The following is a 14,039-nucleotide window of genomic DNA, read 5'->3' as shown; positions in this document are numbered from 1 at the left end:
AACCCCGGCACCTAGCATGCCGCGCAATCTACGAGGAGCGCTGTCTTTGATGCAACCCCAGGCTTTCTATCGCGTGGTGGCGGACGACTTCACCGCCGTCGACGGCATCATTCGTCGCCAACTCACTTCCCGCGTTCCCCTGGTGGAAAAGATCGGCGACTACATCATCTCCGCCGGCGGCAAGCGGCTGCGTCCGCTGCTGGTGCTGCTCTCGGGCAAGGCCCTGGGCTACTCGGGCGATGACCTGCAACTGCTGGCCGCCACCATCGAGTTCCTGCACACCTCCACCCTGCTGCACGACGACGTGGTCGACGCCTCCGGCCTGCGCCGCGGCCGCGCTACCGCCAACGCCCAGTGGGGCAACGCACCGAGCGTACTGGTGGGCGACTTCCTTTATGCACGCTCCTTCGAAATGATGGTCGAACTGGGCTCCATGCCGGTCATGCGCATCATTTCCCAGGCCACCCGCGTGATCGCCGAGGGCGAAGTGCTGCAGTTGTCCAAGGTCCGCGACGCCAGCACCACCGAAGAAACCTACATGGAAGTCATCCGCGGCAAGACCGCGATGCTCTTCGAAGCCTCCACCCACAGCGCCGCCGCGCTGGCCAACGCCCAGCCGGAGCAATCCGAGGCGCTGCGCCTGTTCGGTGATGCCCTGGGTATCGCCTTCCAGTTGGTGGACGACCTGCTCGACTACCGTGGCGACGCCGCCAGCCTGGGCAAGAACGTCGGCGACGACCTCGCCGAAGGCAAGCCCACCCTGCCGCTGATCGTCACCATGCGCGACGGTACGCCGGAACAGGCCAGCCTGGTGCGCAAGGCCATCCAGCAAGGCGGCAGCCAGGACCTGGAAGGCATCCGCGCTGCCGTCGAGGCCGCCGGCGCCCTGGACTACACCGCCAACCTCGCCCGCGAGTACGCGGCCCGCGCCATCGACTGCCTGAAGGCGCTGCCGGACAACGAGTACCGCGCCGCGCTGACCGAACTGGCCGAGTTCGCCGTCGCCCGCACGCACTGATCCAACGCTCCGCAAAAGCCCGCCCCGGTTCGCCGCGGCGGGCTTTTTATTGCCGCTCCGTTGATCGGGAGCCACAGATCGTCGCCCGTCGCCCAGGTGAAATTTTTCCAATTCAGGCTTGCTATTAAGATAATAAGAATTATTCTCATCAAACGATCTACACGGAGGAACTTGCCATGACCTACATGATCGACGCTTGGCTGGATCGCCCGCACCCGTATTTGCGCATCCTGCATCGGGATACCGGGGAAGTCTGCGCGGTGCTGGAAGAAGACGCGCTGGACGAGTTGCGCGAACAGGGTGGCCTGGAGCTGTCGGAACTCTCCACCAGCGAGCCGCTGGTGCTCAAGGAGCTGGTGCGCAATCTGTTCCTGTTCTGTTACGCCCGCGCGTTGCGCTGAGAGCGACGCCAGACTGTAGGACCGAGGGGGGGCGCCTAGCCCTTGCTCGCGAACCTCTCACGCTGGCGCAGGGCTGTTCGCGAGCAAGCTCGCTCCTACAGCAGCACTACGAGACCGCGTTTGCGATGGCGCAGGAAGCGCCATCGGTGCAGTCGCCGCCCGGGAGGCGGCTGCACAAAGGGGCGCCGAAGCGCCCCTTTTCCTGCGCAGTCGCCAGGGACGGCACTGCGCAGCGAACCATTCGGAAATCAGAGGATTTCCAGCAGTTCGACGTCGAACACCAGCACGCTGTGCGGCGGGATGCTGCCGACGGCCTGGCCGCCGTAGGCCAGCTCGCTCGGCACGTGCAGGCGCCACTTGCTGCCGGCGTTCATCAGTTGCAGGGCCTCGACCCAGCCGGCGATCACGCCGCCCACCGGGAACTCGGCCGGCTGACCGCGCTCGTAGGAGCTGTCGAACACGGTACCATCGACCAGGGTGCCGTGGTAATGGGTACGCACGGTGTCCTCGCGGGACGGCTTGGCGCCCTCGCCTGCCACCAGCACTTCGTACTGCAGGCCGGATGGCAGGACGGTCACGCCTTCGCGCTTGGCGTTTTCCACCAGGTACTCGCGGCCAACGGCGGCGGCGGCTTCGGCTTGCGCCTGGGCTTCGGCCTGCATGCGCTCGCGGATCACCTGGAAGCTGGCGGACAGGGCTTCGCCCGGCACGCGGCTTTCGACGCCTGCAAAGGCGTCGGACAGGCCGGCCAGGACGGCGTCGAGGGTCATACCCGGAACCGGGTTCGAGCGCAGTTGGTCGCCGAGCTGGCGGCCGATGCCGTAGCTGACGCGGGCTTCGTCGGTGGAAAGGTTGAGTTCGCTCATGGCGGCGCTCCGCTGGGGGGTCAAAAAAGGGCCGCCAGCCTAGCACAGATGATCCGCCGCCCCCACCGCTGCCGGCCTAGTGCAGCGGGATGGGCACGCCGTCACCGATGTCGAGCTCATCCTGCAGGCCGACCATCTCGTCATGCACCACCGCATGCACCAGTTGGAACGGCACCGCCGGCAAGGCATGCAGCACCTCGCGGGCATGGGCGACGGAGCGCACGCTGAGCACATGCCCCATCACGTCCTGGATCGGATAGAAGCGTCCGCCCATCCGGGCTTCGAGCACATAGATATCGCCTTCCAGCGACACCAGGTTGATTTCGTCGATATCCCCGGCGAGGGAGCGATTGGTCAGTTCCTCGAGATTCATGGGGCACCTCCTGCACATGGCGTCATGCAAAAGTCTTGTACAGCCACCCGTCACCGCAAGCCGGAAACGCAGCCGCCCGTCCGTTTCACAACGGACGGGCGGCTGGAGGAACGCCTGTCGGGGCTCAGTGGTCGTGGCGCGTGGCCTTGTCCAGGTAACCCATAGCGAACGCGGACAGGACGAAGGTGAGGTGGATGATCACGTACCACATCAGTTTGTTGTCCGGGACGTTCTTGGCGTCCATGAAGATGCGCAGCAGGTGGATCGAGGAGATCGCCACGATGGAGGCGGCGACCTTGTTCTTCAGCGAACTGGCGTCCATCTTGCCCAGCCAGTTGAGCTTCTCCTTGTTTTCGTCGATGTCCAGCTGCGACACGAAGTTCTCGTAGCCGGAGAACATCACCATTACCAGCAGGCCGCCGACCAGCGCCATGTCGATCAACGACAGCAGCACCAGGACCAGATCCGCCTCGGCAATCGTGAAGATGCTCGGCAGGATGTGGACGATTTCCTGGAAGAACTTGATGGTCAGGGCCAGCAGCGCCAGCGACAGGCCGATGTAGATCGGCGCCAGCAGCCAGCGGGCGGCGTACAGGGAGTTTTCGACGAAGCGTTCCATGATACTCGTGGGATTAGTCTGGAGGGTCGAAGTATAACTGAAGGAAATTTCAGCATTGCTCCGCATTTTTGTGGACAAATATGTAACCCGCCACGGGGCCGCCCGGCGACAGCCAGACACCTCGAATGCCCCGCGACTCAGGCCACGTTCTGTATCAGGACTCCGGGCGGAACTGATAATTCCCCAGGTGGCGACAGCGCTCACCGTTCAAACGGCGCAGCTCGGCCTGCAGGTGCAGTTGCCAGATCGGTGGGTCGGACGCCTCGATGTAACCCTGCTGGGCCAGGCAATCGGAAATCGCGTCGAGCACCCCCTCCGCGACGAAGGGCCCGAAGAACGGGCCTTGCGCCTTGATGGCGGTAGGTTGCGCACCGGCCATGCCGGCGGCACACAACAGCGTCCAGAGTCCATTCTCTCCGGCCAGCGGCCTGATCGCGCATTCGATTCGCGTGGTCAGCCCCAGACAGGGGCGGATAAGGCAGAGGTTACGCGGCATAGCGGCACCCTCGCGGTGGTCCTGATTTTGAGACTACACCCAGGTTCCGACACGCGAAAGCGCCGTTTTATCCACGCCGGCTGTGGATAAGCATGTGAACTGCGCGGGGGCAGGAGCGCCAGGGCGACGCCCCGCGCGGCGTGGAGGCGGCTGGTCAGGTTCTGCTCAGTCGGTGTCCTTCTTCTTCCGCACGCGCTCCTTCTCCACCGGCGACTTGGCCGCCTTGGCCTTCGCCGCGGCTTCCTTGAGCGGTTTTTCCTTCTCGTCTTCTTCCATGCCGAGCTCGGAGATTTCCTTCAAACGCTCGACGACACGGGCATTCACGCTGCCTTTCGGGAAATTGCCCTTGGCGTCCGGCGCACCGGCCGGCTGGCCGACCAGCAGGCTCAGCGCCTCGTCGGCCTGGCGCACGGCGTAGATATGGAACTGGCCATTGCGCACCGCCTGCAGCACGCGCTCATCCAGCATCAGGGTGCTGACGTTGGAGCGCGGGATGATCACCCCTTGCTCACCGGTCAGGCCGCGCGCTTCGCAGAGACGGAAGAAGCCCTCGATCTTCTCGTTGACCCCGCCGACCGCCTGCACTTCGCCGAACTGGTTGATCGAACCGGTGATGGCGAAGCACTGCCGCAGCGGCGTGCGCGACAGCGCGGAGATCAGCGTGCAGACCTCGCCCAGCGAGGCACTGTCACCGTCCACGTAACCGTAGGACTGCTCCAGGGCGATGCTCGCGGAAATCTCCAGCGGGAACTCCTGCGCATAACGGCTGCCAAGGTAACCGGTGAGGATCATCACGCCCTTGGAGTGGATCGGCTGGCCGAGGCTCACCTCGCGCTCGATGTCGACGATGCCGCTGCCGCCGGGATAGACGGTGGCGGAAATCCGCGCCGGCACGCCGAAGGCCGAATCGCCGACCTCCAGCACGGTCAGGCCGTTGCACTTGCCGACGGCGGCGCCTTCGGTATCGATCAGGATGATCCCGGCCAGCATGTCGTCGAGGATGCGCCCGGACACCCGTCCGGTGCGGGTCTCCTTGGCTTTCAGGGCGCGCTCGATGTGGCCGAGGTCGGTCATCTCTTCGCTCGCCAGCTGACGGATGAAGTCCGCCTCGCTGACCAGTTGGAACAGATCGCTGATGCGCGCCGACAGGCGCCCCTGGTGTTCGGCCAGGCGCGCGCTGTAGGTCGCCAGGCGGGCGACGGCGGCGCTGCTCAGCGGCGCCAGGCCCTCTTCGGAGGTGCGGGTCTTCAGCAACTGGGCGAACTGTTCGAGGCTGTCCTCGCCCAGCGGGATGTCCTCGTCGAAGTCCACCAGGACGCGGAACATCTCCTGGAAGTCCGGATCCAGGTCCTGCAGCGTGTAATAGATCTGCCGCGAACCGATGATGATCACCTTGATGTTCAGCGGGATCACTTGCGGCGTCAGGCTCATGGCCGCCAGGCGGCCCAGTTCGGCCAGCGGCGACTCCATCTTCAGCTGGCGCGAATGCAGCGCGCGCTTCAGCGCATCCCAGACGAACGGCTCGCTGAGCAGCTTCTCCGCCTCCAGCACCAGGAAGCCGCCATTGGCGCGATGCAGCGCGCCCGAACGCAGCTGGCGGTAGCTGGTATACAGCGCGCCCTGGTCGGAGGCGTATTCGATACGGCCGAACAGGTTGTCGTAGGTCGGATGCGACTCGAAGATCACCGGCGCGCCGCTGGTGGAATGGTGGCCGATCACCTGGTTGGGGGCGTACTGCTCCTGCAGCCCCTGCTTGCGCTGCGGGTCGGTGCGGTCCGAGTCCACCAACTGGTCGACCACGGTCTTCAGCAGGTTCAGCTGCATCGCCTGCAGGTAGGCGCTGACACCGGAGTTGTTGTTGTACTTCTCCACCAGTGGCGCCAGCAGCGGCTGCAGGGCCAGGGTGATGGTTTCCTCGTTGAGCTGGCGCAGTTGGTTGCTGGACTCGCGTTTCCACTGCGGCAGGCTGGCCAGTTCCTCGTTGAGGTGCTCTTCCAGCGTGGCGATATCGGCGTGGAAGCGTTCGCGCTCGGCCTCGGGCAGTTGGGCGAAGTCCGCCTCGTCCAGCGCCTTGCCCTCGCTCATCGGGGTGAAGGCGATGTTGGCGCTGTCGCGGTACAGCGCGACGTCCTTCTCCAGCGCCAGGCGCTCGACGGTGTCCAGGGCCTTGTCGTAGCGCTGGTTGAAGGCGCGGTCGATGGCGCTCTTCTTCTGCTGGTAGGCCGGATTCTCGAACACCGAGGGGAAGGTGGCGAGCAGGTTGTCGATCAGGTGATCGAAGTCAGCGCCGAAATCCGCCGCGCTGCCCGGCGGCAGCTCGATGGCGCGCGGCTCGCGGGACTCGTCGAAATTGTTGACGTAGACCCAGTCCGCCGGCGTGGGCAGACGCTTGCCCTCGGCCTTCAGGTAGCGCTGCACGAACGAGAAGCGACCGGTGCCCGGCTCGCCCATGACGAACACGTTGTATCCCGGACGCGGCATCGCCACGCCGAACTGCAATGCCTCCACCGCGCGCTCCTGGCCGAGTACGCCGAGGAAGGGCTCCAGTTCGTCGGTGGTGGTGAAGGGGAATTGTTCGGGGGAGAAGGGACGGGTCAGTTCATCGGGCGCCAGGCGCAGGCCTGCAGCAACGGAATCGGGCATCGGAAGTCCTTGCTTCGGGCGGCGCGAGGCCGCGGAGAGTTGTCCGCATTCTCGCGCCCCCCGCGCGCCACTGGCAAGGCAGTATTGGTGACAGTATCAGTCCACTTCATCGGCGCAGCGCAGGCAATGCTCCGCCGCCGGCAGCGCCTGCAGACGGCGCGCTTCGATCGGTTCTCCGCAGCGCGCACAGAGGCCGTAGGTGCCGTCCGCCAGGCGCAGGCGTGCCAGCCCGACCAGCCGCATGCCCGCCTCCGCTTCCGCCAGCAGCGCGCGCAGGACGTCGTCGTTCTGCCGCTGCTGGGCCTGCTCGGCGAAGTCCGGCGAATGGGTCCGACCGAGATCGCGACGGATCGCCTCGGCACGCCGGGAATACTCCACCGCCAGTTGATCCAGGGTCGGACGCGGATCGAAATCGGCCATGACGACCTCCTTGCAAGGGGAACTCCTTCCAGTGTGGCCCGTTCCAAGACAACCGCCGCTGATGCCGATCAATAACCTGCCGGCGAGCGGCGGCAAGCCCGAATGCGCCGCACAGGAGCGCATCGGCTTCCTTGACACCCCGTGCTCATTCCTAAAAGCTTCAGGCGGCGCTGTTTGCTGTCAGCGACACCTGCCCGTATTCAAGAAAAGAGAGAAAACACGATGAAAAGGATTCTGATCGGTACCCTCCTCGCCACCGCCTCCCTCAGCGCTCTGGCCGACGCTCCCGGCAGCGACGGCTGCGGCTGGGGCAACATGCTCTTCAAGGGCCAGCGCGGCACCGCCACTCACGTCCTGGCGGCCACCACCAACGGCACCAGCGGCAACAACACCTTCGGCATGACCACCGGCACCAACGGCTGCCACACCAATGGCGCGCTGACCTACGGCGGCAAGCCGATGATCGTGCTCAGCAGCATGATGGACGAGCTGTCCGAAGACATGGCCAAGGGTAACGGCGAAGCCCTGACCACCTACGCCGTAGTCCTGGGCGTGCAGCCGCAGGATCGCGCGCACTTCGCCGAAGTGGCCCACCAGCACTTCGCCCAGATCTTCAACAAGTCCGACGTCACCGCGGAAGACGTGTACGCCAACACCCAGGCTGTCCTGAAGCAGGACGCCCAGCTGGCCAAGTACGCCGAACAGGCCTGACGGCCACGCGCGAGCCCACCGTCACGGTGGGCTCTCTCCTCTCCTTCCAGTAGTCCCCTCCATGCCCAAACGCCTGTTGCCCTGGATGGCGCTGTGCGCCTGCTCCTCACTGTTCGCCGCACCACAGATCGCCCCGCAGCGCCTGCAGGCACTGGCCAGCGAACCCTACTGGCTCGCCCTGGGCCACTACGAGCCCGCCAGGCTGGGCGGCTGGCGCAGCTTCGTCGACGACCCGAAGTTCTTCCTCGCCGCCGATGGCGAGCAGCACCCCGACGCCGAACTGGCCGCTACCGTGAAGGCGCTCTACGCCCCTGCCGAACTCGGCGACAAGCACGCTCAGTGCGTCTACCCGGCGCGCACCCGCTGGCTGCGCCAGCAACTGCAACTCGACGACCTGCCGTCCGTGGCCTGCCAGGAGTACAAGACCTGGTACACCGACATCAATCCGCACAGCGCGGTGCTGGTGTTCCCCGCGGCCTACCTGAACAGTCCGTCTTCGATGTTCGGCCACACCCTGCTGCGCATCGACCAGGCCGACGTCGACTCCGACAACACCGCCCTGCTGAGCTATGCCCTGAACTTCGGCGCCTACATCGAGGGCATGGACAACAGTATTCTCTACGCCTGGAAGGGCCTGATGGGCGGCTACCCTGGCCTGTTCGCCCTGGTGCCGTACCGCGAGAAGCTCTCCGAATACAGCCGCCTGGAGAACCGCGACCTCTGGGAATACCGGCTCAACCTGAGCCCTGAAGAAACCGGGCGGATGGTCGAGCACGTCTGGGAGCTCAAACAGGTTCGCTTCAAGTACTACTTCTTCGACGAGAACTGCTCGTTCCGTCTGCTGGAGCTGTTGGAAATCGCCCGCCCCGGCACCGAACTCACCGACCAGTTCCCGCTCACCGCCATTCCCACCGACACCGTGCGCGCGGTGAAGAACGCCGGGATGATCGAGCGCATCGACTACCGCCCCTCCCGCGAGCGCGAACTGCTCGCCCGCGGCGCGCCGCTGAGCCATGAGGAAAAACGCCTGGCGCGCCGGATGGCGGACGACGACCGGCTGCTCGACAGCCCCGACTTCAAGGCCCTGCCCGCCGAGCGCCAGGCGCTGGTGCAGGACACCGCCTTCCGCCTGGTGCGCTACCGCGCCACCGGTCAGGAGCGCGACAAGGCCATCGCCTCGCGCAGCTACAACCTGCTCAAGGCCATCAATCAGAACCCACCGCCCGCGCTGACCGTGGAGCGCCCCGGCCAGCCGGAAGACGGCCATGAATCGCGCACCTGGCAACTGGGCGCCGGCAGCCGCGATGGCGAAGCCTTCGCCCAGTACGGCCTGCGCATGGCCTATCACGACCTCGCCGACAACCAGTACGGCTTCCCCCTCGGTGCGCAGATCGAGCTCGGCCAGCTGAAGCTGCGCCAGTACGAGGGCAATCGCTGGCAGCTGCAGCAGCTCGACCTGGTCACCATCCGCTCGATGACGCCACGCAACGAACTGCTGCAGCCGCTCTCCTGGCAGGTTTCCGGCGGCTGGGAGCGCGTGCTCGGCAAGCACAGCGAGAATGACCACGACACCCTGGTCGGCCATCTCAACGGCGGCGCCGGCGGTAGTTGGAAACTCAGCGACGAGCTGCAGGCCTATGCCCTGGGCACCGCGCGGATCGAGAACAACCAGGACTTCGCCGCGACCATCGCCCCGGCGCTGGGCTTCGACACCGGCCTGCTGTGGAGCAATCCGCTGGGCAACCTGACCCTCGAGGCCAAGGGCGACTACTTCCACAACGGCGAAGTCCGCCGCAGCCTGAGCCTCGGCCAGCAGGTCGAACTGGGCCGCAACCTCGGCCTGCGTCTGTCGGCCCAGCGCGAGTTCAGCCACCTGGCCACGCCGGTCAACGAAGTAATGCTGGAGCTGCGCTGGTACCACTACTGAGCCCGGCGGTTCCGGCGCACAATGGAGAGCCTGCTGAACGCCGGAATCGCCCATGAGCAGCACGCCCTATCAACTGCTGGAAGTCGCCCACGGCAAGCCGATCAAGCTGTGGACTGCCGGCGTACCGGTGGAGGACGACGCGCGCCGGCAACTGCTGAACACCGCGAAGATGCCCTTCATCTTCAGACACCTGGCCGTGATGCCGGACGTTCACCTGGGCAAGGGCTCGACCATCGGCAGCGTGATCCCTACCCAGGGCGCGATCATCCCGGCCGCCGTCGGCGTGGACATTGGCTGCGGCATGATCGCGGCGCGCACCTCGCTGGTGGCTTCCGACCTGCCGGACAATCTGCACGGCCTGCGCAGCGCCATCGAGAAGGCCGTGCCCCACGGCAAGACCTTCGGCCGCCGCGACCAGGGCGCCTGGGAACACGTGCCGGCGCACGCCGATGAGGCGTGGAGATCACTGGCCGGGCGCTTCAAGGCAATCACCGGCAAGTACCCGAGGCTGGAAAAGACCAACAACCGCCATCACCTGGGCACCCTGGGAACCGGCAACCATTTCATCGAAGTCTGCCTCGACGAGGCCGACCGCGTCTGGTTCATGCTGCACAGCGGCTCGCGCGGCGTCGGCAACGCCATCGGCAATCTGTTCATCGAGCTGGCCCAGGCCGACATGCGCCAGCACATCGCCAACCTGCCTGACCGGGACCTGGCGTACTTCGAGGAAGGCAGTCGGCATTTCGACGACTACGTGGAAGCCGTGGGCTGGGCCCAGGACTTCGCCCGGCAGAACCGCGAACTGATGATGCGCGCCGTGATCGCCGCCGCGAGGCAGGTGATCCGCAAACCGTTCGATGCCAGCCTGGAAGCGGTGAACTGCCACCACAACTACGTGCAGAAGGAGCGTCACTTCGGCGAAGAGGTACTGGTGACTCGCAAGGGCGCGGTGTCCGCGCAGAAGGGCCAGCTCGGTATCATCCCCGGTTCGATGGGCGCCCGGAGCTTCATCGTCCGTGGCCTGGGCAACGAAGAGGCCTTCTGCTCCTGCAGCCACGGCGCCGGCCGGACCATGAGCCGGACCCAGGCGAAGAAACGCTTCAGCGTGGCGGACCAGGTGCGCGCCACCGCGCATGTCGAATGTCGCAAGGACAAGGACGTGATCGACGAGATCCCGATGGCCTACAAGGACATCGAGGCGGTGATGAACGCCCAGCGCGACCTGGTGGAGGTGCTGCACACCCTGCGCCAGGTGGTCTGCGTGAAAGGCTGAGACCGGCTTCAGCGGACGGAAGGACCGGTAGCACAGGGGGATCACACCGGCTTGACGCTTTCCTCACACACCGCCCGATAGAGTGCCGCCACGCCACCCTGCCGGTGGCGAATCTCTCCATCCGGCGCGTGCGCCCGCCCATTGGCACACGGGAGTTTTCATGGCGCCCCGCGCCATCTTCATCCTGCTTTTGCTCGCCCCGCTGGCCGGCTGCGAAACCACTCACCAGACACTGATCGCCCAGGGCTATCCGCCCGCCTACGCCGACGGTTTCGACGACGGCTGCGGCAGTGGCCGTCAGGCGGCTGGCGCCATCACCGGTGAGTTCCGCAAGAACGTGCCGCGCTACCTGGCCGACAAGCAGTACGCCCTGGGCTGGGGCGACGGTTTCCAGCAATGCCAGGCCCAGTCCGTCAGCCAGGACCGCCAGCGCTATGAGTCGCAGCGCAACAGCGACCGTGAGCGCGACTGGGAACAAGAGAAAGACCGTGCCCTGGGGCGCGCCTTGCGCGGCAACTGAAACTGCGGCAAAGCCCCGCACCAGACGCGTCCCTTGTCCTTGACCCCGATCAAGCCGGCCTTGCGCCGGCTGGCCTCTCCTAGAACGTGGAACAGAAGACTATCCGCCTGAGAAAGGAGAACGCCTCATGCAGCCACTGAAATGGGTCCTGGGCAGCCTGGTAATGCTCGCCAGCACCTCGGCCGCCCACGCCGACGCCCTGCGCGACCACGCCAACGGTCTCTTCAAGCCCATTCCGGAGCAAGCCAGCGACACGCTCGACCCCAACCAGGTCGAACTGGGCCGGCAGCTGTTCTTCGAGCCACGCCTGTCCGCCAGCCACGTGATCAGTTGCAATACCTGCCACAACGTCGGCACCGGCGGCGCCGACAACGTCCCCGCGTCCAGCGGTCACGCCTGGCAGAAAGGCGCGCGCAACTCGCCCACCGTGTTCAACGCGGTGTTCAACGTTGCGCAGTTCTGGGATGGCCGCGCCAAGGACCTGGAAGAACAGGCCAAGGGCCCGGTGCAGAACCCGGTGGAGATGCACAACACACCGAACAACGTCGAGGCCACGCTGCGCAGCATGCCGGAGTACGTCGCCTCCTTCGAAAAGGCCTTCCCCAGCGACAAGCAACCGGTCAGCTTCGACAACATGGCGCGCGCCCTGCAGGCCTTCGAATCGACCCTGATCACCCCCGACTCGCGCTTCGACCTGTACCTCAAGGGCGACGACAATGCCCTCGACGCCCGTGAGAAGAAGGGCCTGCAGACCTTCATGAGCTCGGGCTGCATCAGTTGCCACAACGGCGTGAACCTGGGCGGCCAGGCGTACTTCCCGTTCGGCCTGGTGAAGAAGCCCGACGGCAAGGTCCTGCCCAGCGGCGACAAGGGCCGCTTCGAGGTGACCAAGACGCAGAACGACGCGTACGTGTTCCGCGCCGCGCCGCTGCGCAACGTCGCCCTCACCGCGCCGTACTTCCACAGCGGACAGGTCTGGGATCTGGAGGAAGCCGTGGCGATCATGGGCACCGCGCAGTTGGGCAAGCAGCTCAACACCGAGGAAGTCGGTGACATCGTCGCCTTCCTCAAGACCGTCACCGGCAAGCAGCCGAAGGTGGAATACCCGCTGCTGCCGCCGAGCACCGCGACCACGCCGCGACCGGTGGATTGACGATGGGCCTGTAGGACCGAGGGGGGCGCCCAGCCCTTGCTCACGAACCAGCCTAACGTCGAAGTCATCGGGCGGTTTTTCGCGAGCAAGCTCGCTCCTACGAAGAGCAGCCCGCGCTTCGCCGGCTGAAAAGAAAAACGGGCCCGATGGGCCCGTTCTTCATGCAGGGGAAGCGGTCAGACCACGCCCTGGGCCAGCATGGCGTCGGCGACCTTGACGAAACCGGCGATGTTGGCGCCCTTCACGTAGTTGATCCGGCCGTTCTCCTCACCGTAGTGCTCACAGGCGTGGTGGATGTTCTGCATGATGCCGTGCAGACGCTGGTCCACCTCGCCGGCGGTCCAGTGCAGGCGCATGGCGTTCTGGCTCATCTCCAGGCCGCTGGTGGCCACGCCGCCGGCGTTGGAGGCCTTGCCCGGCGCGTAGAGGATGCCGGCCTCGAGGAAGATATCCACAGCCTCCAGGGTCGACGGCATGTTCGCGCCTTCGGCCACGCAGATGCAGCCGTTGGCCAGCAGGGTGCGCGCGTCGCTGGCGTCCAGCTCGTTCTGGGTGGCGCAGGGCAGCGCGATGTCGCAGGCGAGCGCCCACGGACGCTGGCCGGCGAGGAAACGCAGGCCGGGACCGGTCATCTCGCTGAGACGGCCGCGACGCACGTTCTTCAGCTCCATCACCGCTTCCCACTGTTCCGAGGTCAGCCCGGCTTCGGCGAACAGGGTGCCTTCGGAGTCGGACAGCGAGATCACCTTGCCGCCCAGTTCCATCACCTTCTGCGCCGCGTACTGGGCCACGTTGCCGGAGCCGGAGATCGCCACGCGCTGGCCATCGAAGCCGCTGTTGCGCGCCTTGAGCATTTCCTGGGCGAAATAGACGCAGCCGAAGCCGGTCGCTTCCGGGCGGATCAGGCTGCCGCCGTACGCCAGGCCCTTGCCGGTCAACACCGAGGTGAACTCGTTGGACAGGCGCTTGTACTGGCCGAACAGGTAGCCGATCTCGCGGGCGCCGACGCCGATGTCACCGGCGGGCACGTCGAGATCCGCACCGACGTGACGGAACAGCTCGCTCATGAACGACTGGCAGAAGCGCATGACTTCGGCATCGCTCTTGCCCTTGGGATCGAAGTCTGAGCCGCCCTTGCCGCCACCCATTGGCAGCGAGGTCAGGGAGTTCTTGAACACCTGCTCGAAGGCCAGGAACTTGAGCACGCCCAGGTTCACCGACGGGTGGAAACGCAGACCGCCCTTGTACGGACCGATGGCGCTGCTCATCTGCACGCGGAAACCACGGTTGACTCGCACCCGGCCGGCGTCATCCACCCACGGCACGCGGAACAGGATCGCGCGTTCGGGCTCGACGATGCGCTCAACGATGCCGGCTTCCAGGTAATGCGGGTTGGCTTCGAGGAACGGCCAGAGGGAGCGCAGCACCTCTTCCACCGCCTGGTGGAACTCGGGCTGATCGGGGTCGCGCCGCTTGAGGCGCTCGAGGAACGAGTCAACGGATTGGGTCATGTCTACACCGGTACATTTTCTGGTTATGTGATGCTTTTTGCCGGCAGACTCTATCAATCCATGTCGCACTCAGATAGTGCAACGTGACGCTTTTCTGAATCTTTATGG

The 14,039-nt window shown here is 65.6% G+C and carries 14 protein-coding genes; 7 read left to right on the top strand and 7 right to left on the bottom strand.

The genetic code is table 11. From position 1 onward, the window contains the following. Nucleotides 1-49: 49 nt before the first annotated feature. Both H681_RS04650 and H681_RS04645 read left to right on the top strand, forming a co-directional pair. Nucleotides 50-1,018: a polyprenyl synthetase family protein gene (locus tag H681_RS04650; RefSeq protein WP_015475682.1), complete on the top strand. Its 969-nt coding sequence runs from the start codon at nucleotides 50-52 to the stop codon at nucleotides 1,016-1,018. A gap of 176 nt (nucleotides 1,019-1,194) precedes the next feature. After that, nucleotides 1,195-1,419: a PA4570 family protein gene (locus H681_RS04645; protein WP_015475681.1), complete on the top strand. Its 225-nt coding sequence runs from the start codon at nucleotides 1,195-1,197 to the stop codon at nucleotides 1,417-1,419. 248 nt (nucleotides 1,420-1,667) lie between these two features. Here the strand turns inward: H681_RS04645 and H681_RS04640 are convergent, their stop codons facing one another. The 6 genes from H681_RS04640 to H681_RS04615 all read right to left on the bottom strand — a co-directional run bounded on the left by H681_RS04640 (nucleotide 1,668) and on the right by H681_RS04615 (nucleotide 6,836). Continuing rightward, nucleotides 1,668-2,285: an FKBP-type peptidyl-prolyl cis-trans isomerase gene (locus H681_RS04640; RefSeq protein WP_015475680.1), complete on the bottom strand. Its 618-nt coding sequence runs from the start codon at nucleotides 2,283-2,285 to the stop codon at nucleotides 1,668-1,670. A gap of 76 nt (nucleotides 2,286-2,361) precedes the next feature. Then, the gene (locus H681_RS04635; protein ID WP_015475679.1) at nucleotides 2,362-2,658 is read right to left on the bottom strand and encodes a DUF6482 family protein; all 297 of its coding nucleotides are present in this window, start codon (nucleotides 2,656-2,658) and stop codon (nucleotides 2,362-2,364) included. A gap of 124 nt (nucleotides 2,659-2,782) precedes the next feature. Next, complete coding sequence (locus H681_RS04630; protein ID WP_015475678.1) at nucleotides 2,783-3,277, bottom strand: TIGR00645 family protein; 495 nt, start codon at nucleotides 3,275-3,277, stop codon at nucleotides 2,783-2,785. A gap of 154 nt (nucleotides 3,278-3,431) precedes the next feature. Then, a complete protein-coding gene (locus H681_RS04625) occupies nucleotides 3,432-3,773 on the bottom strand; it encodes a PA4575 family protein (RefSeq protein ID WP_015475677.1) in 342 nt (113 codons plus the stop codon). A gap of 165 nt (nucleotides 3,774-3,938) precedes the next feature. Continuing rightward, nucleotides 3,939-6,416, bottom strand: coding sequence for a Lon protease family protein (locus H681_RS04620; RefSeq protein WP_015475676.1), 2,478 nt, complete (start codon nucleotides 6,414-6,416; stop codon nucleotides 3,939-3,941). A 96-nt stretch (nucleotides 6,417-6,512) separates the two neighbouring features. Next, nucleotides 6,513-6,836, bottom strand: a complete 324-nt coding sequence (locus H681_RS04615; RefSeq protein WP_015475675.1) for a TraR/DksA family transcriptional regulator — start codon at nucleotides 6,834-6,836, stop codon at nucleotides 6,513-6,515. A gap of 222 nt (nucleotides 6,837-7,058) precedes the next feature. Here H681_RS04615 and H681_RS04610 point away from each other — a divergent pair, with 222 nt between their 5' ends. The 5 genes from H681_RS04610 (at nucleotide 7,059) to H681_RS04590 (ending at nucleotide 12,420) form a co-directional block, all read left to right on the top strand. Beyond that, the gene (locus tag H681_RS04610) at nucleotides 7,059-7,547 is read left to right on the top strand and encodes a DUF3015 domain-containing protein (RefSeq protein WP_015475674.1); all 489 of its coding nucleotides are present in this window, start codon (nucleotides 7,059-7,061) and stop codon (nucleotides 7,545-7,547) included. 61 nt (nucleotides 7,548-7,608) lie between these two features. Next, on the top strand, nucleotides 7,609-9,474 hold the full coding sequence (locus H681_RS04605) for an Lnb N-terminal periplasmic domain-containing protein (protein ID WP_015475673.1): 1,866 nt from the start codon (nucleotides 7,609-7,611) through the stop codon (nucleotides 9,472-9,474). Between the two features lie 52 nt (nucleotides 9,475-9,526). Beyond that, nucleotides 9,527-10,747 carry an RtcB family protein gene (locus tag H681_RS04600; RefSeq protein WP_015475672.1) on the top strand — a complete coding sequence of 407 codons (1,221 nt, stop codon included), beginning with the start codon at nucleotides 9,527-9,529 and terminating at the stop codon, nucleotides 10,745-10,747. 160 nt (nucleotides 10,748-10,907) lie between these two features. Further along, nucleotides 10,908-11,267 carry a hypothetical protein gene (locus H681_RS04595; protein ID WP_015475671.1) on the top strand — a complete coding sequence of 120 codons (360 nt, stop codon included), beginning with the start codon at nucleotides 10,908-10,910 and terminating at the stop codon, nucleotides 11,265-11,267. A 127-nt stretch (nucleotides 11,268-11,394) separates the two neighbouring features. Then, complete coding sequence (locus H681_RS04590) at nucleotides 11,395-12,420, top strand: cytochrome-c peroxidase (protein WP_015475670.1); 1,026 nt, start codon at nucleotides 11,395-11,397, stop codon at nucleotides 12,418-12,420. A 176-nt stretch (nucleotides 12,421-12,596) separates the two neighbouring features. Here H681_RS04590 and gdhA read toward each other — a convergent pair whose 3' ends face one another. Continuing rightward, nucleotides 12,597-13,931 carry an NADP-specific glutamate dehydrogenase gene (gdhA, locus tag H681_RS04585; RefSeq protein ID WP_015475669.1) on the bottom strand — a complete coding sequence of 445 codons (1,335 nt, stop codon included), beginning with the start codon at nucleotides 13,929-13,931 and terminating at the stop codon, nucleotides 12,597-12,599. Nucleotides 13,932-14,039 lie beyond the last annotated feature (108 nt).

Origin of the sequence: Pseudomonas sp. ATCC 13867 (assembly GCF_000349845.1) — a bacterium.
Taxonomy (GTDB): Bacteria; Pseudomonadota; Gammaproteobacteria; order Pseudomonadales; family Pseudomonadaceae; genus Pseudomonas.
This window is presented reverse-complemented; position numbering and strand designations above follow the sequence as displayed.

Coding starts and splice junctions, on each gene's coding strand:
- H681_RS04650 (WP_015475682.1), top strand. CDS start 50: ATGCAACCCCAGGCTTTCTATCGCGTGGTGGCGGACGACTTCACCGCC.
- H681_RS04645 (WP_015475681.1), top strand. CDS start 1,195: ATGACCTACATGATCGACGCTTGGCTGGATCGCCCGCACCCGTATTTG.
- H681_RS04640 (WP_015475680.1), bottom strand. CDS start 2,285: ATGAGCGAACTCAACCTTTCCACCGACGAAGCCCGCGTCAGCTACGGC.
- H681_RS04635 (WP_015475679.1), bottom strand. CDS start 2,658: ATGAATCTCGAGGAACTGACCAATCGCTCCCTCGCCGGGGATATCGAC.
- H681_RS04630 (WP_015475678.1), bottom strand. CDS start 3,277: ATGGAACGCTTCGTCGAAAACTCCCTGTACGCCGCCCGCTGGCTGCTG.
- H681_RS04625 (WP_015475677.1), bottom strand. CDS start 3,773: ATGCCGCGTAACCTCTGCCTTATCCGCCCCTGTCTGGGGCTGACCACG.
- H681_RS04620 (WP_015475676.1), bottom strand. CDS start 6,416: ATGCCCGATTCCGTTGCTGCAGGCCTGCGCCTGGCGCCCGATGAACTG.
- H681_RS04615 (WP_015475675.1), bottom strand. CDS start 6,836: ATGGCCGATTTCGATCCGCGTCCGACCCTGGATCAACTGGCGGTGGAG.
- H681_RS04610 (WP_015475674.1), top strand. CDS start 7,059: ATGAAAAGGATTCTGATCGGTACCCTCCTCGCCACCGCCTCCCTCAGC.
- H681_RS04605 (WP_015475673.1), top strand. CDS start 7,609: ATGCCCAAACGCCTGTTGCCCTGGATGGCGCTGTGCGCCTGCTCCTCA.
- H681_RS04600 (WP_015475672.1), top strand. CDS start 9,527: ATGAGCAGCACGCCCTATCAACTGCTGGAAGTCGCCCACGGCAAGCCG.
- H681_RS04595 (WP_015475671.1), top strand. CDS start 10,908: ATGGCGCCCCGCGCCATCTTCATCCTGCTTTTGCTCGCCCCGCTGGCC.
- H681_RS04590 (WP_015475670.1), top strand. CDS start 11,395: ATGCAGCCACTGAAATGGGTCCTGGGCAGCCTGGTAATGCTCGCCAGC.
- gdhA (WP_015475669.1), bottom strand. CDS start 13,931: ATGACCCAATCCGTTGACTCGTTCCTCGAGCGCCTCAAGCGGCGCGAC.